Annotated in this window: 13 protein-coding genes, 1 pseudogene and 1 riboswitch; of the genes and pseudogenes, 10 read left to right on the top strand and 4 right to left on the bottom strand. The window is 66.7% G+C overall.

Annotation, left to right across the window (positions count from 1 at the left end; all coding sequences use genetic code 11):
* Positions 1–31 precede the first annotated feature (31 nt).
* The 9 genes from AC1DS0_RS06560 to AC1DS0_RS06520 all read left to right on the top strand — a co-directional run bounded on the left by AC1DS0_RS06560 (position 32) and on the right by AC1DS0_RS06520 (position 12,929).
* On the top strand, positions 32–787 hold the full coding sequence (locus AC1DS0_RS06560; protein WP_476813575.1) for a GntR family transcriptional regulator: 756 nt from the start codon (positions 32–34) through the stop codon (positions 785–787).
* A gap of 49 nt (positions 788–836) precedes the next feature.
* Positions 837–1,034, top strand: a riboswitch (cobalamin riboswitch).
* Positions 1,035–1,154: 120 nt separating this feature from the next.
* Positions 1,155–3,098, top strand: a complete 1,944-nt coding sequence (locus AC1DS0_RS06555) for a TonB-dependent receptor plug domain-containing protein (RefSeq protein WP_476813574.1) — start codon at positions 1,155–1,157, stop codon at positions 3,096–3,098.
* The gene (locus tag AC1DS0_RS06550; RefSeq protein WP_476813573.1) at positions 3,095–3,955 is read left to right on the top strand and encodes an ABC transporter substrate-binding protein; all 861 of its coding nucleotides are present in this window, start codon (positions 3,095–3,097) and stop codon (positions 3,953–3,955) included. The genes AC1DS0_RS06555 and AC1DS0_RS06550 overlap by 4 nt, the downstream gene beginning before the upstream one ends.
* The gene (locus AC1DS0_RS06545; protein WP_476813572.1) at positions 3,952–4,977 is read left to right on the top strand and encodes a FecCD family ABC transporter permease; all 1,026 of its coding nucleotides are present in this window, start codon (positions 3,952–3,954) and stop codon (positions 4,975–4,977) included. The genes AC1DS0_RS06550 and AC1DS0_RS06545 overlap by 4 nt, the downstream gene beginning before the upstream one ends.
* Positions 4,977–5,768, top strand: a complete 792-nt coding sequence (locus AC1DS0_RS06540) for an ABC transporter ATP-binding protein (RefSeq protein WP_476813571.1) — start codon at positions 4,977–4,979, stop codon at positions 5,766–5,768. The genes AC1DS0_RS06545 and AC1DS0_RS06540 overlap by 1 nt, the downstream gene beginning before the upstream one ends.
* Positions 5,765–6,772, top strand: coding sequence for a DUF6925 family protein (locus tag AC1DS0_RS06535; protein WP_476813570.1), 1,008 nt, complete (start codon positions 5,765–5,767; stop codon positions 6,770–6,772). Before AC1DS0_RS06540 ends, AC1DS0_RS06535 begins: the two co-directional genes overlap by 4 nt.
* A gap of 88 nt (positions 6,773–6,860) precedes the next feature.
* The gene (locus AC1DS0_RS06530) at positions 6,861–8,468 is read left to right on the top strand and encodes an FMN-binding glutamate synthase family protein (protein ID WP_476813569.1); all 1,608 of its coding nucleotides are present in this window, start codon (positions 6,861–6,863) and stop codon (positions 8,466–8,468) included.
* Positions 8,469–8,632: 164 nt separating this feature from the next.
* Positions 8,633–9,790: an efflux RND transporter periplasmic adaptor subunit gene (locus AC1DS0_RS06525; protein ID WP_476813568.1), complete on the top strand. Its 1,158-nt coding sequence runs from the start codon at positions 8,633–8,635 to the stop codon at positions 9,788–9,790.
* Between the two features lie 4 nt (positions 9,791–9,794).
* Complete coding sequence (locus AC1DS0_RS06520; RefSeq protein WP_476813567.1) at positions 9,795–12,929, top strand: efflux RND transporter permease subunit; 3,135 nt, start codon at positions 9,795–9,797, stop codon at positions 12,927–12,929.
* A gap of 24 nt (positions 12,930–12,953) precedes the next feature.
* Here the strand turns inward: AC1DS0_RS06520 and AC1DS0_RS06515 are convergent, their stop codons facing one another.
* The 3 genes from AC1DS0_RS06515 to AC1DS0_RS06505 all read right to left on the bottom strand — a co-directional run bounded on the left by AC1DS0_RS06515 (position 12,954) and on the right by AC1DS0_RS06505 (position 17,545).
* Positions 12,954–13,352, bottom strand: a complete 399-nt coding sequence (locus AC1DS0_RS06515; RefSeq protein ID WP_476813566.1) for a hypothetical protein — start codon at positions 13,350–13,352, stop codon at positions 12,954–12,956.
* A 370-nt stretch (positions 13,353–13,722) separates the two neighbouring features.
* The gene (locus tag AC1DS0_RS06510) at positions 13,723–15,135 is read right to left on the bottom strand and encodes an RtcB family protein (RefSeq protein ID WP_476813565.1); all 1,413 of its coding nucleotides are present in this window, start codon (positions 15,133–15,135) and stop codon (positions 13,723–13,725) included.
* Between the two features lie 850 nt (positions 15,136–15,985).
* Positions 15,986–17,545: an RNA-binding protein gene (locus AC1DS0_RS06505; protein WP_476813564.1), complete on the bottom strand. Its 1,560-nt coding sequence runs from the start codon at positions 17,543–17,545 to the stop codon at positions 15,986–15,988.
* 219 nt (positions 17,546–17,764) lie between these two features.
* On the opposite strand from AC1DS0_RS06505, the gene rtcR reads away from it, so the two are divergent.
* Positions 17,765–19,372 (top strand): RNA repair transcriptional activator RtcR, encoded by a 1,608-nt coding sequence (gene rtcR / locus AC1DS0_RS06500; protein WP_476813563.1) that lies wholly within the window; start codon positions 17,765–17,767, stop codon positions 19,370–19,372.
* Between the two features lie 51 nt (positions 19,373–19,423).
* On the opposite strand, the pseudogene AC1DS0_RS06495 reads toward rtcR, so the two are convergent.
* Positions 19,424–20,375: pseudogene (locus tag AC1DS0_RS06495) on the bottom strand (IS3 family transposase); the annotation flags it as partial.

Genomic DNA, 20,375 nt, shown 5'->3' with positions numbered 1-20,375 from the left:
ACGAAACGGTCTTCAACCATTGGTGTCAGCGATGGCGCGGGAAGAAACCGGAAACGGCGTTTCGGACAAGGCGGGGATGATCTGCCGGGCACTGCGCCGCGCGATCATCGAGCGCGCGCTCGAACCCGGCGCGACCTTGCCGGAGGATGCGCTCGGCGAACGCTTCGGCGTCAGCCGCACCCTCGCGCGCCATGCCCTTGCCCAGCTCGCCGCCGAAGGGCTGGTCGAACTACGCCGCAACCGCACTGCCGTCGTGGCAACGCCGAGCTGGCAGGAGGCGCGCGACACCTTCGACATCCGCATCGAGCTGGAGCGCCTCGTCGTGCGCCAGCTCGCCGGCCGGCTGAGCAAGGCGCAGCTTGCGACCCTGCGCGCCCATGTCGATGCCGAGGACGCGGCGCGTGGCGGCCCCGACGCGGTCTCGATCCGGCTCGCGACCGAGTTCCATATCCTGCTCGCTGAGATGACGGAGAGCCCGATCCTCGTCCGCTATGTCAGCGAGCTCGCCTATCGCTGCTGCCTGATCCTGTCGCTCTACAGCCGGCCGCATTCCTCGGAATGCGGCATCAACGAGCACCGCCTGCTGATCGACGCGCTCGCAAGCGGCGACGCCGGAAAAGTCACGAGCCTGATGCACCACCATCTCGATTCGGTAGCGGAACGCGCATTGGTGGCAGAGGCCAAGCCACGCGGGCGCGACATCATGGCGATCCTCGCGCCCTATGCGGAGGCGCCGGCTCCGGCTGCGAAGGCGGCGCGAAAGCGACCGCTCAAAGCGGCCGAATAAATCCCGTCCTGCAGGCTGCGGGCGAATTGACGCTGCCGCATTTCCGCCCTACTCGTGAACGCGACGGTTCCCTCACGGGATCAAAAGGGAACGCAGTGCGGATGGCTTGGCCATCTCATGCTGCGGCTGCCCCCGCAACTGTAAGCGGCGAGCCTTTCGCCATACGCCACTGGGACCTCGGCCCTGGGAAGGCGGCGAAGGGCAGCGACCCGCGAGCCAGGAGACCTGCCGTCAGCCGTGGTCACACGCGAACACATCGGCCGGGGTGCGCTGATGGGTGGTAGAACTGCGCGCACCCGGTTTCGGGAGCGGGTGGGGACATCTCGTTCGCGGTGACGTGCCACTGACGTTACCGCCGAGGTTTCCCGTGTTCCGTTTGCCAAAGCCCGCCAAGAGCGGGCGTTCGCCCCTTGCCTTCTCCCTGCTTGCCGCTTCAACGATGCTGATATCGCCCTCTGCACTGGCGCAGTCGGGCGAGAAGCCGATCGCGCTCGACGAGATCGTCATCAGCCCGACCGGCGTGCCGACCCCGGCCAGGGAGATCGCCAGCTCCGTCACCGTCGTCACCGCCCAGGAGATCGAGCGCCAGCAGCGCCGCACCCTGCCGCAGGCCCTTGCCGCCGTCCCAGGCCTCAACCTCGTCCAGACCAACGGGCCGGGCGGCCTCACCTCGGTCTTCATGCGCGGCACCAACTCCAACCACGTCAAGGTGCTGATCGACGGGATCGAGGTGAACGACCCCTCGACGCCGAACCGCTCCTTCGATTTCGGCCAGATGCTGACTACCGACATCGAACGCATCGAGGTGCTGCGCGGCCCGCAGAGCGGCCTCTATGGCGCCAATGCGCTCGGCGGTGTCATCTCGATCACCAGCAAGCGCGGCGAAGGTCCGCCCAAGGTGACGGGCTCGGTCGAAGCCGGCTCGCACGGCACCTTCAACCAGAGCCTCGGCGTCAGCGGTGGCAATGACCGCTTCGACTACGCTTTCGGCATCAGCCATTTCCGCGCGGAGGCCACGCCGGTGACGCCGCCGGAGCTCGTGCCCGCCGGACGGCGGCGCAATCCCAATTCCTATGACAATTGGAGCTATTCCGCCCGCCTCGGCGCCCGCCTGACCGACACGCTGAGCGTCAACTGGGTCGGCCGCTATATCGACGGGCAGTTGCTGTTCACCAATGATTCCGGCTTCCCAAGCCTGCCGGATGCCTTCCGCTCCAGTCAGAACTACCGTCAGGCTTTCACCCGCGGCGAGATCGTCTGGGATCCGCTCGACGGGCGCTTCGTCAACCGCTTCGGCGTCTCCTACAGCAACCAGGATCGCTCCAACCGCCGGCCGAACGCCGCAGGCATCCTCGGTTTGCCCAGCGAGAACCTCGGCGAGCGCATCAAATACGACTGGCGCGGCGACCTGAAGCTCACCCAGAGCCAGACCCTGGTGATGGGCCTGCAATATGAGAACGAGCGCTTCGACACACCCAACAAGACCGTCTCGAACGGCAACAGGGGCGCCTTCGTCGAATTGCAGTCGAACTGGACCGACCGCTTCTTCACCGTCGCCAATATCCGCTATGACAGCGACGACAAGTTCGGCCGCCACACCACCTATCGCATCGCACCGGTCTTCATCGTGCCAGGCACCGACACCAAGCTGAAGGCGAGCTACGGCACCGGCTTCAAGGCGCCGACGCTGAGCGAGCGCTTCAGCGATTCCCGCCCGGCCTTCAACTTCTACGGCAACCCGGCCCTCAAGCCGGAGGAAAGCCGCGGCTGGGATGTCGGCTTCGAGCAGCCGCTGCTGAACGGGCGGGTCAACTTCGGCGCGACGTACTTCCACAACGACATCGACAACCTGATCCTGACCAACGCCGCGCGCACCTCCTATACGAATATCGGCCGCGCCACGACCAAGGGCGTCGAGGCCTTCGCGGCGCTCGAGCTGACGCCGCAGTTCAAGGTCCGGGCCGACTACACCTTCACCCTCGCCAAGGACGAGACCGCGCATCAGGAGCTGCTGCGCCGGCCACGCCACAAGGCCAGCATCACCGCGAGCTGGATGCCGATCGAGAAGCTGACGCTGTCGGCGACGCTGATTTATGTCGGCGAGCGCATGGACGGGAACCGCGACTTCTCGATCTCGCGGATGCGCGCGCCGGGCGCCGCCATCGTCAATCTCGCCGCCGACTATAAGATCGACGAGAAGCTCACCGTGTTCGGCCGCGTCGATAACCTGTTCGACAAGCGCTACGAGAACCCTGTCGGCTTCCTGGTGCCGGGCCTCAGCGCCTTCGGCGGGATCAGGGTGAGCCTGTGAGGCAACTGGCTGCCCTCGCGCTCGGCCTCTGGCTGGCGGCGTTCGGCGGCCCCGCCCATGCGGACGATGCGCCGGGCAAGCCGCAGCGCATCGTCTCGCTCAACATGTGCACCGACGAGCTGGTGCTGCGGCTGGCGTCACCGAAGCACATCGCCTCGGTGACCTGGCTGTCGCAGGATCCGCGCAACGCCAACATGGCTGCGCGCGCCCTGACGATCCCGGCCAATCACGGGTTGGTCGAGGAGGTGCTGGCGCAAAAGCCCGACCTCGTCGTCGCCGGCGCCTATACGACGCGCTCGACCGTCGCGCTGCTGAAGCGCGTCGGGGTGCCGGTCCGCGAGTTCGGCGTGCCGGGCGACCTCGCCGAGATGCGCGCGCAGATCCGCGATATGGCCAAGCTGCTCGGCGAGCGGCAGAACGGCGAGGTCCTGATCGCGGAGATCGACAAGCGCCTCGCCGCGCTGGCGGATCGTCCTCGCCCCGCGCATCCGCGCGCGATCGTCCTGCGCCCGAACGGCTTCACCACCGGGCGCGGCTCGCTCGTCGACGAGATCCTGACGGCGGCGGGGCTGATCAACCTCGCCGCCGAGCTCGGCATCGACAATTACGGCCAGATCGCGCTCGAGACCGTCGCGCTCGGAAAGGCCGACATCCTGATCCTCAACACCACGCCGGACGGCCCACCCTCGCTGGCCCACGAGATCCTGCATCACCCTGTCCTCGCCCGGCTCGGCGACCGGCTGAAGCTCGTCGCTTTGCCCTCGAAGCTCTGGACCTGCGCCGGCCCGGCGGTGATCGACGCGATCGAATTGCTGCTCGACGCGGCCGCGCCGATATCAGCCGGGAAAAGCCCATGAGCGCTGCGATCATTCCATCTTCCGCATTCGAACGAATGTCCTATTGGCGGCTCGTCGCTCTGCTCGCGGCCGCGACGCTCGTCATGGCGGTGCTGTCGCTCGCAGTCGGCTATGCCCGGCTCGACCTCTTCGCCGCGCTCAGTGACTGGCTTGCCGGCCGGCAGAGCCTGCCTGCGCTTGTGCTTGTCGAATTGCGCCTGCCGCGCGCCATCCTCGGCGCGCTCGTCGGCTTCAGCCTAGGCCTGGCCGGCGCCGCGATGCAGGGCCTGCTACGCAATCCGCTGGCCGAGCCCGGTATCGTCGGCATCTCCAGCGCTGCCGCCTTCGGCGCCGTCACCGTGTTCTATTCCGGTTTTGCCGGCGCTTTCGCACTCGCTTTGCCGCTCGGCGGCATCGCCGGAGCGCTACTCGCCGTCCTGCTGCTCTTCGCGCTCAATGGCCGCGGCGCCGGCACGATGACGCTGATCCTCGCCGGCGTCGCGATCAACAGCTTTGCCGGGGCGATGACCTCGCTGGCGCTCAACCTCGCGCCCAATCCTTATGCCGCGCTGGAGATCGTGTTCTGGCTGATGGGCTCGCTCGCCGACCGCAGCCTGATCCATGTCTGGCTTGTGCTGCCGCTGATGCTGATCGGCTGGGCCCTGCTGCTCTCCAGCGCGCCGGCGCTCGACGGGCTCACGCTCGGCGAGGACACGGCGCGCAGCCTCGGCTTCGACCTGAGCTGGCTGCGGGTGCGATTGATCGGTGGGGCCGCGCTTGCCGTCGGCAGCGCCGTCGCGGTCACCGGAGCGATCGGCTTCGTCGGGCTCGTCATGCCGCACCTGCTGCGCCCGCTGGTCGGCCACAAGCCGGGACGGCTGCTGCTGGTCAGCGGCTTCGGCGGCGCGATCCTGCTGCTCGCCGCCGACACGGCGCTGCGGCTGATGCCGATCCGGCCCGAGCTCAAGCTCGGTGTCGTCACCGCCTTGATTGGCGCGCCCTTCCTGTTCAGCCTGATCCAGCGCCTGCGGCGGGAGGCGTGATGCGTATCGAAGCGAACGGCATCGCGATCGCCTTCGACGGCAAGCCGATCCTCACCGGGATCGACCTTGCCCTGCGGCCCGGCGAGCTCGTCGGCCTGATCGGCGCCAATGGAGCCGGCAAGACCACCTTGCTGCGCATCCTCGCCGACCTGCTGCCCCCGGCCGCGGGCACGGTCCTCTATGACGGCAAGCCGGCAGGGACGCTGGGACGCCGCACACTGGCGCAACGCCTCGCCTTCCTCGCCCAGGGCGGCAGCGTGCAATGGCAGATGCGCGCCGAAGCGGTGGTCGCGCTCGGCCGCCTGCCACATCGGCGCCCCTTCGCCGACCTGACCGAGACCGATCGCACCGCGATCAGCAATGCTTTCGCCGCGACCGATGCCAGCGCTTTCCGCGAACGCAGCCTGGGTAGCCTCTCGGGCGGCGAACGCATGCGGGTGCTGCTGGCGCGGGCGCTGGCGGTCGAAGCGGAGATGCTGCTCGCCGACGAACCCCTGGTCGGGCTCGACCCGCGCCATCAGCTCGAGGCGATGGCGCTGTTCAGGCGCATCGCCGCTGCCGGCACCGGCGTGGTCGTCGTGCTGCACGATCTCGCGCTGGCCGGACGCTTCTGCGACCGGCTGGTCCTGCTCGAGGGCGGCCGCATCCTCGCCGACGGCTCGCCAGCCGCGGTGCTCGACGACGGCAACCTCGCCCGCGCCTTCGGCATCGCGGTCGCGCGCGGCAGCCGCGATGGCGAACAATTCGTCCTGCCCTGGCAGGCTCTGACTAACGAGGAAGCCAGCCGATGACGGCAGACGACGTGACCAGCCTGATCCATCAGGAACTCGCCACCGAGACGACGCAGTGGAATCTCGGCACATTCGGCGCAATCGCCGAATTCCTGCGCGATCCCGGCGAGCCGGTCGAACTCGGCGACAGGCCGGACCGGCTCTTGGCCGTCACGAATCGCGGCGGCATCGGCTTCGACGACCTCTCAAAGGTCAGGCTCTTCGCCTCCGAGACCGCGGTCGGCCAGGGCTGGAGCCATCGCATCGCGCTCTGCCTGCCGGAAGCGGCCTGCGCGATGAACCGGCGCACGGCCCTGACCGAGCTCGGTCCCGACGAGGCGGCGCTGCGACTCCAGGACCGCGGCGGCATCCTCTTCGACATGGGCCTCGGCACCTTGCAGGTCGACATCTGCATCCGCACTGGCGACCCCGAGCTGATCGCCGCCTTGCGCACCGTCGCCGGCCGGAGCCTGTTCGAGGCCGGTAATCCGGCGATGGGGGCGATCATCGCGAAGGGACCGCATCGCGTCTTCATCGCGCGCGCCGGACGCTGCGAGGTCTACCAGCCGATCCCGCCGGCCGACGGCAAGAGCCCGGAAGGGCCGCACACCCATGTCCTGCCGCAATTGCTGCGCAACGGCCGCACCCATGCGGCGACCGAACCGTTGCCCGAGGGATGGGTGCCTTTCGCCCATCTCGTCCCGGCCCACCCGCTGAAGGACGCGATGGCCCGGCCGCGGCCCTGGGACGGCGCGGCACACGAGCACTTCCAGACACTCCTTGCCGCCACCGGCGACCCCGAACTCACGGCGCTGAAGCAGCAGGCTCTGGCGGCGATCCACTCCGGCTCCGACCCCGCGAGTTTCCGCGAGCCGGCGAACAAATTCGCCCGCCACACCTTGCGTGTCACACTGCGGCAGTTGCGGGCCGGCCCGCCGCTGCCCGGCCTGTCGCGCTGGCTCGAAACCTTCGACCGGCAGGAGCCGGCGAGCGAAGACGGCGCCGATGCCTATGGCCATGCCTAGCCGGCAAGGCCGTCCGCTCATCTGGTCGATCGTCTTTCGAATCTGTCAAAGCTAGAAGGAAAGGACCTCGTTCGGACAGGTGTCGGATATGACGTTGCGACTGAGCCGTTTCACCACGCTGATCGTCTGCATTCTTGTCGCGCTCATCACGGTCCCACTGGCCTTCCGTTACAGCTGGTTCTGGCTGCCCGGCCTGCTGGCGATGGCGTTGGCCTTGCTCGGCCTCTGGGACCTCGCCCAGACCGAGCATGCGATCCGACGCAACTACCCGGTGATCGGCCATATCCGCTGGTTCGCCGAGCTGGTCCGGCCCGAACTGCGCCAATACCTGTTCGAGGCGGACGAGGAAGCAGCACCGTTCTCGCGCTCGCAGCGCTCGCTGGTCTATCGCCGCGCCAAGAACCTCGCCGGCGATCACCCGTTCGGCACGTTGCTCGACGTCTATCGCGAGGGCTACGAGTTCATTGGTCATTCGACCCGGCCGGCGCCGGTCTCCGACCCCGAGAGCTTCCGCATCACCATCGGCAACGACCAGTGCCGCCAGCCCTATTCGGCTTCCGTCTTCAACATCTCGGCAATGAGCTTCGGCTCGCTCTCGGCCAATGCGATCAGGGCGCTCAACACCGGCGCGCGCCTCGGCCGCTTCAGTCATGACACCGGCGAGGGCAGCATCAGCCCCTATCACCGCGAGGGCGGCGGCGACATCATCTGGGAGCTCGGCAGCGGCTATTTCGGCTGCCGCGACGACAAGGGTCGCTTCGATCCCGAGCGCTTCGCCCGGCAGGCGACCGAGCCACAGGTCAAGATGATCGAGATCAAGCTGAGCCAGGGCGCCAAACCCGGCCATGGCGGCATCCTGCCGGCGCCGAAGGTGACGCCCGAAATCGCGGCGACCCGCGGCGTGCCGGTCGGGCAGGATTGCATCTCGCCGCCGAGCCACAGCGCCTTCTCGACGCCGTTGAAGATGATGGCCTTCATCGCGCAGTTGCGCGAGCTCTCGGGCGGCAAGCCCGTCGGCTTCAAGCTCTGCCTCGGCCACCCCTGGGAGTTCATGGGCATGGTCAAGGCGATGCTGGAGAGCGGCGTCGTGCCCGATTTCATCGTCGTCGACGGTGCCGAGGGCGGCACCGGCGCCGCCCCGGTCGAGTTCAGCGACCATATCGGCCTGCCTATGCGCGAAGGCCTGCTCTTCGTCCACAATGTGCTGGTCGGCGCCGGGCTGCGCGACAAGGTCAAGATCGGCGTCGCCGGACGCATCGTCAGCGCCTTCGACATCGCCAGCGTGCTCGCCATCGGGGCCGACTGGGCCAATGCCGCCCGCGGCTTCATGTTCGCGCTCGGCTGCGTCCAGTCGCTGTCCTGCAACACCAATCGCTGCCCGACCGGCGTCGCGACGCAGGATGCCGTCCGCCAGCGGGCGCTGGTGGTGCCGGACAAGGCGCAGCGCGTCCATCGCTTCCACGCTAACACGCTGCACGCGCTCGCCGACATGCTGGCGGCGGCCGGCCTGACCCATCCCGAAGAGCTCGGCCCGCACCATCTCGTGCGCCGCGTCAGCGCCACCGAGATCCGCCTGTTCTCCGATCTGCACGTCTTCCTGCAGCCGGGCGAATTGCTGACCGGGCTCTGCGAGCACGCCTTCTATCGCCGCAACTGGGACCTCGCGCGCACCGACAGCTTCGACAGATTGTCGTGAGCGCATTCACGCCAGGGCAATGATGAAAACCGGGCACGCAACGCAGGCGCGTAACAAGACCGTAGCGTTTTCGGAGGAATGTGCCCAGTATCGACGCAGGATATGGATAGCTCGCTCCGTGCCTTCTGATTGGACGGAGCGAACAATGGCTAAGGGGTCAACGAATGTCTGAGCGGTCTCGGATGGCGCATGCGCAGCGCTCCACGGCCTTGCGCCTTTCCTCCCCGACGCTCGCGGTGTTCCTCATCTTCGGCCTCGGCGCGGGCGCCCTCGCCCAGCAGCCGGCGCCCACCGCCGTTCCCGTCGGCACCGTGATCGCCGAGAAGCGCGCCATCACCCAGACCGCCGATTTCGTCGGGCGGATCGAGGCGGTGAACCGTGTCGACATCCGTGCCCGCGTCACCGGCTATCTCGAAGAGGTCCTGTTCAAGGACGGCGCGACCGTCGCCGCGGGGGCTCCGCTCTTCCGCATCGAGCGCAGTCCGTTCGAGGCGGCAGTCGAGCAGGCGCAAGGCGCACTTGAGAAGGCCCAGGGCGCCCTCCAGAACGCCACGGTGCAGCGCCAGCGTGCCGAGGACCTGCTGAAGACCAATGCCGGCTCGGTCGCCATCCGCGACCAGCGTGTCGCCGAGGAGAAGGGCGCGCAGGGCGACGAGACCACGGCCGCCGCCAATCTGAAGACCGCCCAGATCAATCTCGGCTACACCGAGATCAAGGCGCCGATCGCCGGCCGCATCGGCCGCACCAAGGTGACCAAGGGCAATGTCGTCAGCCCCGACAGCGGTGTGCTGGCCCAGATCGTCAGCGACGACCCGATGTATGTCACCTTCCCGGTCAGCCAGCGCGAATTCCTGGCGCTGAAGACGAACCGCCTGCCGGCGGACGGCCAGGCCCCGCTTGTCAGCCTGAAGTTCTCGGACGGCTCGACCTACGACCAGAAGGGCCGCGTCGACTTCGTCGATGTCTCCGTCGAGCGTTCAACCGACACCGTGCTGGTCCGCGCCACTCTGCCTAATCCGGCGGGCAAGCTCCTCGACGGCACGCTCGTTCGCGTCGGCGTCCAGGCGCCTCAAAGCGAGGAGAAGGTGCTGGTCCCGCAATCGGCGCTGATCGCCGACCAGCAGGGCTCCTATGTCTTCGCCGTCGAGGACGGCAAGGCGGTGGTGAAGCGGGTCAAGGTCGGGGCCGAGGCCGGCTCCTATGTCGCGATCGACCAGGGCCTTTCCGGCAACGAGCAGATCGTCATCCAGGGCCTGCAGAACCTCCGGCCCGGCGTGCCGGTGCTGGCCTCGCCCGTGACCCTGACGACCGGCCGGAGCTGACCTCATGCTGAGCTCCGTCTTCGTCGACCGGCCCCGGCTGGCGATCGTCATCGCGCTCGTCACCACGATCGCGGGCCTGATCTCCCTCTTCGCGATTCCCGTCGCGCAATATCCCGACATCGTGCCGCCGCAGATCTCGGTACGGGCGTCCTATCCCGGCGCTTCGGCCGCCGTGGTCGAGCAGACCGTCGCCCAGCCGATCGAGGCCCAGATCGTCGGCACCGACAAGATGCTCTATATGAAGAGCGTCAGCGGCAATGACGGCAGCTACTCGCTGCAGGTCTCCTTCGAGCTCGGCACCAATCCCGACATCAACAACGTCAACGTCAACAACCGCGTCCAGCTCGCTCTGTCGAAGCTGCCGCAGGAGGTCCAGCGCAGCGGCGTCGTCGTCAAGAAGCAGTCCTCGGCCCTGCTTGGCGTCATCGCCGTCTATGCGCCGAAGGGCAATTACGACACGCTCTTCGTCTCGAACTACGTGACCATCAACCTGCTCGATGCGATCAAGTCCACGGCCGGCGTCGGCGACGCCTCGCTCTTCGGCGCGCAGGACTACGCCATCCGCGCCTGGGTCCGCACCGACGCCCTGACCGGCCTCAACATCACCACCGGCGACATCATCGCCGCCATCCAGGGCCAGAACGCGCAGGCCGCGGTCGGCCGCATCGGCGCCCGCCCGATCTCCGACGACCAGCAGCTCCAGCTCAATATCCAGACCAAGGGCCGCCTGACCTCGCCGGAGGAGTTCGGCAAGATCGTGCTGCGCACCAATGCCGACGGCTCGGTCCTGCGGCTCTCCGACGTGGCGCGCCTCGAGCTCGGCGCCGCCAATCTCGACCGTGACACCCGCCTGAACGGCGGCCCGGCCGTGCTGATCGGTGTCTACCAGGCGCCCGGCGCCAACGCCCTCACAGCCCTCGAATCCGTCAAGAAGACGATCGGCGATCTCGAGAAGTCCTTCCCCGACGGCCTCGCCTGGAAGGTCACCTACGACCCGACCGCCTTCGTCACCGCCACGATCCACGAGGTCCAGAAGACGCTGATCGAGGCCTTTGTCCTCGTCGTGCTCGTCGTCTACATCTTCCTCGGCAATCTCAGGGCGACGCTGATCCCGACCATCGCCGTGCCGGTGAGCCTGGTCGGCGCCTTCATCGTGCTCAACGCCATCGGCTATTCCGCCAACACCGTCTCGCTGCTCGCGGTGGTCCTCGCCATCGGCATCGTCGTCGACGACGCGATCGTCGTCATCGAGAACGTCGAGCGCGTGATGGAGGAGCATCCGGAGCTCTCGCCGGCCGAGGCGACCAAGCGCGCCATGGGCGAGATCGTCGCCCCGATCATCGCGATCACGCTGGTTCTGCTCTCGGTCTTCGTGCCGGTCGCCTTCATTCCCGGCATCTCCGGCGAGCTCTTCCGCCAGTTCGCCGTCACCGTCGCGGTCGCGATGGTGCTCTCGGCGATCAACGCGCTGACCCTGTCGCCGGCGCTCTGCGCCATCCTGCTGAGGCCGCATCACGGACCGCGGCGCGGGCCGATCGGCCATATCATGCGCGGCATCGACTGGACGCGCGACCGTTACGGCAACGGCGTGGCGCGTCTCGTGCGCATCTCGGCCATCAGCCTTGCCCTGACCGCGGCCTTCGGTGCCGGCATCTACGCCATGAGCCGGGTCACGCCGACCGGCTTCCTGCCGGAGGACGACCAGGGCGCCTTCTTCGTCGTTGCGCAATTGCCCGACGGCGCCTCGATCGGCCGCACATCGACGCTCGCCGCCGAGGTCGAGGGCATCCTCAAGACCGAGAAGGCGATCGCCGATTATTCCACGGTCATCGGCCTCAACTTCATCGACAATTATTCCCAGCCCAATGCCGGCTTCTTCGTCGTGACCCTGAAGCCGTTCGACCAGCGCACCAGCCCGGAGGATTCGGCCTCGGCCGTCATCGCCCGGCTCGCCCAGAAGTTCCGCAGCGTGCGCGACGGCAATGTCGTCCCGGTCGCGCCTCCGCCGATCATCGGCCTCGGCAGCGGCGGCGGCTTCAGCTACGTGCTGATGGACATGGGCTCCTCCGACGCCAAGGCGCTCGGCCAGGCGCTGCGCGGCCTGACGGTGGCCGCCAATCAGGACCCGCAATTGCGGCGGGTGTTCTCGACCTTCTCGGATTCGGCGCCGTCGATCTATCTCGACATCGACCGCGACAAGGTCCAGATCCTCGGCGTCGCCCTGAGCGACGTCTTCCAGGCCCTCCAGGCCTCGCTCGGCGGCTACTACGTCAACGACATGAACCTCTTCGGCCGCACCTGGCAGGTCCAGGTCCAGGCCGAAGGCACCGACCGCGCCTCGGTCAACGACATCTACCGCATCAATGTCCGCAGCAAATCCGGTGACATGGTGCCGCTGCGCTCCTTCGTCGAGGCCAAGGTCGTGGTCGGCCCGCAGGCGCTGATCCGCTACAACAACCGCCTGGCGGTGACGCTGCAGGGCTCGCCCGCCCCTGGCGTCTCCTCCGGCCAGGCGCTGAAGGCGATGGAGGCGGTCGCAGCCAAGACCCTGTCGCCGGGCTATCGCGGCGAATGGACCGACGTCTCCTTCCAGGAGAAGCGGGCCGAGGGGCAGACGGGGATCATCCTCGCCTTCGCGCTGCTCTTCGCCTATCTCTTCCTGGTCGCGCTCTACGAGAGCTGGACGATCCCTGTGCCGGTGCTGCTCTCGGTCGCAGTCGGCGTCCTCGGCGCCTTCATCGCGATCGTCCTGGCGAAATTGACGCTCGATCTCTACGCCCAGATCGGCATCGTCGTGCTGATCGGTCTCGCCGCCAAGAACGGCATCCTCATCGTCGAGTTCGCCAAGGAGCTGCGCGAGAAGGGCCACCCGCTGCTGCACGCGGCGACCGAAGGCGCGCGCCTGCGCTTCCGTCCGGTGATGATGACCTCCTTCGCCTTCATCCTCGGCCTGCTGCCGCTAGTGATCGCGGAAGGGCCGTCGAAACTCGCCCGGCGCGATGTCGGCACGCCCGTCTTCGGCGGCATGCTCGCGGCATCCTTCATCGGCATCTTCGTGATCCCGGCGCTCTATGTGATCTTCCAAGGGCTGCGCGAGCGCCTGCGGCCATCGACGCGCCCGAAGGAGGAGCAGGCCTGAGCCGGCCCGGGCGCCGACGGGCCGTCACGCCGGCCCGTCGATGACGATGCAATCCTGTCCCGCGGCCGCCATGGCCTTCAGCTGAGCCAGCGCGATCGGAAGCAGTTCGGGACGAGCGCCGAAGCGGAACCGGACGAGACGCGGCAGCTGCAGCAGCCGCGCGCCTTCCTCGCTCAGCACGAGCTCGACACGGTCGAGACGCGCCGCCAGCCGGATCACCTCGCGGCCGTCGCAGGCCAGATCCTGGTCGGTGCGTTCGAGGTAGAGCAGGCCTTCGACCCGCGGCGGCTGGCGGCCGCCGCGCTGCCGGCCACATGCGACATGCAGGATATCAAACGGATCGCCCGCCGACGCGAAGCCCAACGAGAGCACGAGGAGGTCGCCGTCCTCGGTGAAGACCTCCTCGATCTCGAAGCCGTCCACTCCGTTCTCCAAATCGGCGGGTCTCCCGTGCTGTCGCTCGATATGGGGCACTCTGGTGCGGGACCGGTCCCGCAGCGTGAACCGCATCATCGCAAATCCCGCATTGCCGAAGCAGCGGGGATCGGCTATCCAGCCTCCACGGAAAGCGCCCGTAGCTCAGCTGGATAGAGCGTTGCCCTCCGAAGCTGGGTTTCGTCGCCTAACGACTCCAATTTCTTCCTTTGAAATCAACGACTAACTGAGCGCCGAACCTGGTTTGCGCTCATGGTCGCGACTCAAGGCACAACAGGGTCACATCCTGCACGCACAATAGCGCGGCGACGGTGTTGGCGCCGCCGCGCTATCTCAACTTCTGATATGGCCGAACGTGTCAGGCTCGGCCGGCGCCCTGCTCCTGCTGTCGCTGCTTCTTCTTCCGCCAGGGCGCATCCTTCTCCCAGTCACCAGCCATGATGCAGCCATGGGGCAGCACCTCGTCGACGACCTCCGCCAGGCCGTAGTGCTCGATCTGCCGACGCACCGAGGCCGCGCTCTTGTAGGCGCTCGGCAACTCCGAGATATCGGTGACGCCGGAGAAGAAGCGTGCATCGATACCCTTGGTCTCCTCCGCGAATATCTCCGTGTCGGTGCGTCCCGCCAGCCGCCTCTTGTGCTGGGTGCGTGAGAAGTTCCGCCCAGCGCCATGCGGCGAGAAGCCGAGACCGCTAGCCGCATCCTTGCCGCGCACGATCAGCACCGGCTCCGCCATGTTCAGCGGAATCAGCGTGAGATCGGTCGCGTCTTCAGCCCAGCCGTCGAAGGCAGGGGTCGCCCCCTTGCCGTGGTAGAACAGCCCGTCCGAACGCCGGAAGACGAAGTTGTGTTCGTTCCAGAAGCGGTCAGCGGCGCGCGCCGACAGCCGCTCGGCCGCCATGTCGTGGATGACGAGATGGTTCTGCTTCGTCCATTCGCGAATGGCCTGCAGCGCGTCCCAGTATTCGTCGCCTTCGCGCGTATCAGCCGGAATCCAGGCGTTCTGTGGCGCCGTCTCGGGCGAGAGCAGCCGGCGGAAACTCTCCGCCGCCCGCATGCCCTTGCTGTAGAGCCGGGCGCCGGGGCCACGCGAGCCGTGATGCGTCACCAGCGCCGTCTCGCCGCTCGACTTCAGTGTCCCGACATAGGCGAAGTGGTTGCCGTCGCCCTGCGTGCCGAAATGCTCGATCGCGGCGCTGGTGATGTCGCTCAGCAGCGGGTTCGCCGCAAAGCGCGCCATCACCTCAGCCGGCGGCCGGATCTGCTGGCCGCGCGGACGCCCGCCCGGACCGAAATGCGTGACGGCCTGGACCGTATCCAGCAGCGTCGCAGGCGCGACGCCGGGAAACACCGAGATCGCCATCGAGCAGCAGATGTCGGCCGAATGCATGCCGGGATGGATGCCTTCGGAGACTGCGACGCCGCCGACCGGAATCGTGCCGACGGGGCCGGCTGGGCAGGCATCGGGCATCACCGCACCGGCGCGGATCACCGGGGTGCGCATCAACTCGGTCATGCTGAGCACCACGGACTCGACGTTCGCCGCCTCCTCCGGCGTCTCCGCTTCGATGTTCAGATGAAACGGCACAGTCCCTGCCGCGTAGAGCGGCGTCGCCGGAGGCGGCTCGAAGCTGCGTGCAACCGCGATCGCCTCCTCGAAGGAGCCGCCCTTTTCCAGCAATGCGTTTCCGGCCGCGAGCGCGCGGCCGAACCACTTGCCCTGCTTCACGCCGGCATCGATCAGATCCTGCCCACTCAGAACGTCAGTCATCATCTCTCTCTTTCCGCCTGCCTCCGCCGTGCGGCGGCATGCACTCCAGTAGTCATCTCAGCTTTCGATCGGATCAGCTGACGAGGGTCACGAGACAATTTCCGCCACCTCGCCGGAGCGAGGGAAGGATTGGAACCTTCACGCCTTTCGGCACCTGCCGGAGCAGGCCGCGTCTACCTGTAGTCCCGTCTGCATTCAGCCGTTCCGAAGCGGTCATGGCGACCAGGATTTGCGAGACAATTCCGCAAGCCCGAAGGCGAGCGGGGCGGATTCGAACCACCAATACCGATGTAGTCCCGCAGGCATTCGCCATGTCGTTCGGTCCCGGCGACGAGGGGCGGCAAGATGCTTTTACTGAGCTACCGAACCTTCCGGTGAAGATCGGGGACGATTTGAACGTCCGACCCGCCGCGGCCCTTGCCGCGGTTGCTCTCCCTGTAGTCCTGCCTGCATTCGCCGGGTGTTGTCTGGTCTTCGTCTCCAATCTCGTTCGAGGTCATGACGACAAGTGGTGATGAAACATCGTCCGTCTTGCGACGGACACCTGCTCTTCCGCTGAGCTACGGGCCCTCAGATGGCGGACCCGGCGGGGATCGAACCCGCGACCTGGAGGGTTACAGCCTGTAGTTCCATCGGCATTCGTCATGCCCAATTGTTACCTTCTTCTCGATCCGGTTTTTCGTCATGACGACAAGGGAAGACGAGACGCACGCTCTACCACTGAGCTACGGGCCCGCAGATGATGGACCCGACGGGGATCGAACCCGCGACCATGTAGTCCCATCGGCATTCGTCATGCCTCGTTCGAAATCCTTCCCGAAACCCCGGCGGCCGGATTGCCGCCGGGGGCCTATAGCGTGATGGCCTCGATCTGCTCGACCCAATGGTCGGCGCCGGTCTCGGCCTTGGCCATCGTGGCGATCACCTCGAAGACCTGGTCGGAGAAGCCGCCGACATTCAGGATGTCGCTTCGGCTCTTCGCCTGCGTCGTGGCGTAGAGCTGGATGTCGATGCAGACGAGCTTCGCCTGCGGGTTCGTCATCTTCACCTTGTTCCACGCCTGCATCGTCGCGGTGCCCTGATGTGCATGCGCGGAGGCATCCACCCAGGACTGGTTGTCCGAGACGAAGACGACGAAATCGACTTTCGCCTTCTCCTGCGCCAGCCGCTCCAGCGGAGCGGAACAGTTCGTCCCGCCGCCGCCGATCGCCGCCAGCCTGGCCGCGTTGGTCATCACCGCATCGCGCGGGTTGAGGTCTATCTCGACCACATCCTGCTCGAACGGCAGCACCCTCGCCATGCGGTTGGCTCGCAGAAACGCCGCCGCCACCAGGGCCGCGACATCGATGCAGCGCACCTTGCTCGAAGCGCCCTGACGGTGCCCCGTCACGGGCGAGCTCATCGAGCCCGACACGTCCGGGCAGACCACGACACGGCCGTCGATCTCGGGAACGTTGGCGAGCGCGATCTCCATCGCGTCCTGCAACGCCTCCTTCACGACCTTGGGCACCGCCGCGTCAGCCATGGTGAAGGCCACCATCAGCTGATACGGGAACACCCTAGCGCGCCGGATCTCCTCCGGATCGCGCAGCCGCCTCGCCAGCTGCTCGGCGAACCCCTCGACCTCGAACACGCCGTTGCGGGCGAAGCTGTTGAGGTTCTGGCGCAGCATCTGCCAGCTGGCCGTCCCAGCGATCTGGACCCAGTGCTCCCTAGTCAGGGGCAATGCGGTCAGCATCTGGAACGGCACCGCTGGCACCGGCAGCGACGGGTCGCGCTTGAACGCCTCGAAGGCTTTGACCAGCTCGGGCAGCGCCAGCACGTCGTGCGGCTTGCCGATCAGGTAGCCATAGAGCGCCGCACGCGCTGCCGATGCCGGCTTCGGGTGCATCATCTTGATCACATCGGCCAAAGACGGCTCGTTACCGACCGCGGCGCGCATGATCTCGACATCACTCGCCTGCTCGAACCAGGCCCGGACGAAGCGCTTAGGCCGCGTCCCGAGCGATTTACGCCCAGTCGCGCCGGACCGCATGACCTGCACGAAGTTGCGCAGCATCTTGCCGTTCCGGACGATGCGCGGGAATGCGCGGCCGAACTCGTCGCCATGCAGGCAGGACAGCACTGCGAGCAGCAGCGCCGGCATGTCCTTCATGTAGCCCTTCTCGAAGGCGAACACCGCGGTCTTCGCCAGGAACTCCGGCTCGACCTGCCAGGCCAGCTCCAGCACTTCGGTCAGCTGCTCCCGCGCCCCGGCATAGAAGGTCGCGTTGAACGTTCCCGTCGCCGCCAGCTGCGCCAGGACCTGCCGAGGCGACAGGCCGTAAGCCAGCGCCCCTTCATGGTTCCTGGCGTCGGTGTGCGGGAGCAGCTGCCCTGCCATCGTCGCAAACACGGATTTGTTTGCCATCGTCTTCATCCTTCGTTTTCACGAGCCGATCACTTCAGGCTTCGTGCCAACTCTGGATCGGAGGCGATGAATTTACGGCTGAGAGCCAATCAAACCATTGAAAACAATGATGATAAAAATTTTCATACTGCACACACATTGCAGTTGGCGAGGGCACTGTCGCCAGAATAATTTATCTCATAAGATAAAATTGTAGAGCATGAGATAAGGTCAAAAATCGTGCGCCGCCGCGTCGCCATCAGCATTCTGGGAACCACCCTCGACGCCGGCCGGGGCGAACGCTGGAAGCGCTGGCGCCCGACGATCGGGCTCTGCCAGCAGCAGAGGCTCTTCATCGATCGCCTCGAACTGCTCCACGGCGCCAATTCGGCCGGGCTGGCGCGCGAGATCATCGCCGACATCGAGAAGGTATCGCCGGCGACGGAGGTCCGGCAGCATTTGATCGAGATGGCCGACCCCTGGGATTTCAGCGAGGTCTATACCGGTCTGCGCGATTTCGCCCGCGCCTACGCCTTCGATCCCGATCGTGAAGATTACCTAGTCAACATCACCACCGGCACCCATGTCGCGCAGATCTGCTGGTTCCTCTTGACCGAGGCCCACTACATCCCGGGCCGGCTGATCCAGCTCTCGCCGCCGCGCGGGCGCCCGGAGACCAGTGACTATGCCGGCAATCATTCGATCATCGATCTCGACCTCTCGCGCTATGACGCCATCGCGACGCGGTTCGCGGCCGAGCATGAGGAAGCGACCTCCTTCCTGAAGTCTGGCATCGCGACTCGCAGCGCCGCCTTCAACGCGATGATCGACCAGATCGAAAAGGTCGCGATCCGCTCGCGCGCGCCGGTGCTGCTTACGGGGCCGACCGGAGCCGGCAAGTCGCAACTCGCGCGGCGCATCTACGAGTTGAAAAAGGCGCAGCATCAGGTCCCGGGCGAGTTCGTCGAGGTCAATTGCGCGACGCTACGGGGCGACCAGGCGATGTCGACCCTGTTCGGCCATGTGAAGGGCGCCTTCACCGGCGCCCAGAGCGACCGGCCGGGGCTGATGAAGGCTGCCGACAAGGGCGTGCTCTTCCTCGACGAGATCGGCGAGCTCGGGCTCGACGAACAGGCGATGTGCCTGCGCGCCATCGAGGAGAAGCGCTTCCTGCCGATGGGCTCCGACCGCGACCGGACCTCGGACTTCCAGCTTATCGCCGGCACCAACAAGGATCTTTCCCTGTGCGTGCGCGAAGGCACCTTTCGCGAGGACCTGTTCGCGCGGCTCAATCTCTGGACCTTCCGCCTGCCGGCTTTGCGCGACCGCAAGGAGGATATCGAGCCCAATCTGGATTTTGAGCTGCGCCGCTTTGCCGAACGCGAGCGGCAGAACGTGACGTTCAACAAGGAGGCGCGCGAGCTCTATCTCAAATTCGCCGTCGCGCCTGACGCCGCGTGGCACGCCAATTTCCGCGACCTCTCGGCGTCGATCACGAGGATGGCGACGCTGGCCCCGCAAGGGCGCATCAACGAGGCGACCGCACGCGATGAGATCGACCGGTTGTCTGCGCATTGGCGCGCGGGCCAGACGAACACTCTAGACCACGAGACGCGACTGGCCGATATCCTCGGCAGCGCGCGGGTGGAGGAGATTGACCTGTTCGACCGCGCCCAGCTGGCGGCGGTCATCGCAGTCTGCAGCGAGAGCCGCACGCTCAGCGCCGCGGGGCGCAAACTGTTCTCGGTCTCGCGCACGACCAAGGCGAGCGGCAACGACGCCGACAGGCTGCGCAAATACCTGGCACGCTTCGGACTGAAGTTCGAGGATGTGTCCGGTGTGATCTGAGCCCCTTTTCTCCTCCGAGCTGAGGGAGAGTCCTGGGTTTGATTTCTGGGCTCAGGCGGCCTGTTTTTCCAACGCGGATTTGATTGCGAACTCGGCGGGCGTGATGTTGCCGAGGGCCGAGTGGGGTCGGTGCCGGTTGTAGTCCTCCTTCCATGCGGTGGTGGCGCTGCGGGCCTCGGCGAGCGTCGAGAACAGCGTGTCATTGAGACACTCGTCCCGGAAGCGCCCGTTGAAACTCTCGACGAAGGCGTTCTGCGTCGGCTTGCCGGGGGCGATGTAGTGCCACGCGACGCCGGTCTCCTGGCACCAGCGCAGGATTGCCAATGAGGTGAGCTCGGTGCCGTTGTCGGACACGATCGTCTCCGGCCGGCCGCGCAGGCGAATGACGCCATCCAGTTCCCGAGCCACGCGCAGGCCCGAGAGCGAGGTGTCGGCGACGAGCGCGAGGCACTCGCGCGTATGGTCGTCGACGATGGCGAGCGCCCTGAAGCGGCGACCGTCTCTGATCGTGTCGGAGAGGAAATCGAGGCTCCAGCGCGCATTGGCCCGATCCGGCACGAGCATGGGCCTGCGCGTGCCCAATGCCCGTTTGCGGCCGCCGCGCCGGCGCACCTGCAACTTCTCCTCACGATAGAGCCGCCGCAGCTTCTTCTGGTTCATCACGATGCCCTGACGGTCCAGCATGATGTGGATCCTGCGGTCGCCGAACCGCCGGCGCTCTCCTGCCGCGGTCCTCATCGCCTCGCGCAACAGGGCATCGTCCGGCCCGGTGCTCGTGTAGCGCACCGTCGAGCGGTCGATCGTCAAGGCCAGGCACGCCTGACGCTGGCTCACCGCATGCACCGTGCAGGCATGAGCCACCGCCTTCCGCTTCGCATCGGGCGTCACCATTTTTTGCGGCGACATCCTTCAGGATCGCGTTGTCGAGCATCTGTTCGGCCAGCAGCTTCTTGAGGCGGGCGTTCTCATCCTCGAGGGTCTTCAGCCGGCGCGCATCCGACAC

It is taken from the genome of Allobosea sp. P4_H5 (assembly GCF_056400825.1).
The sequence above is the reverse complement of the archived record's forward strand: the minus strand, read 5'-3'. Positions and strand labels throughout refer to the sequence as shown.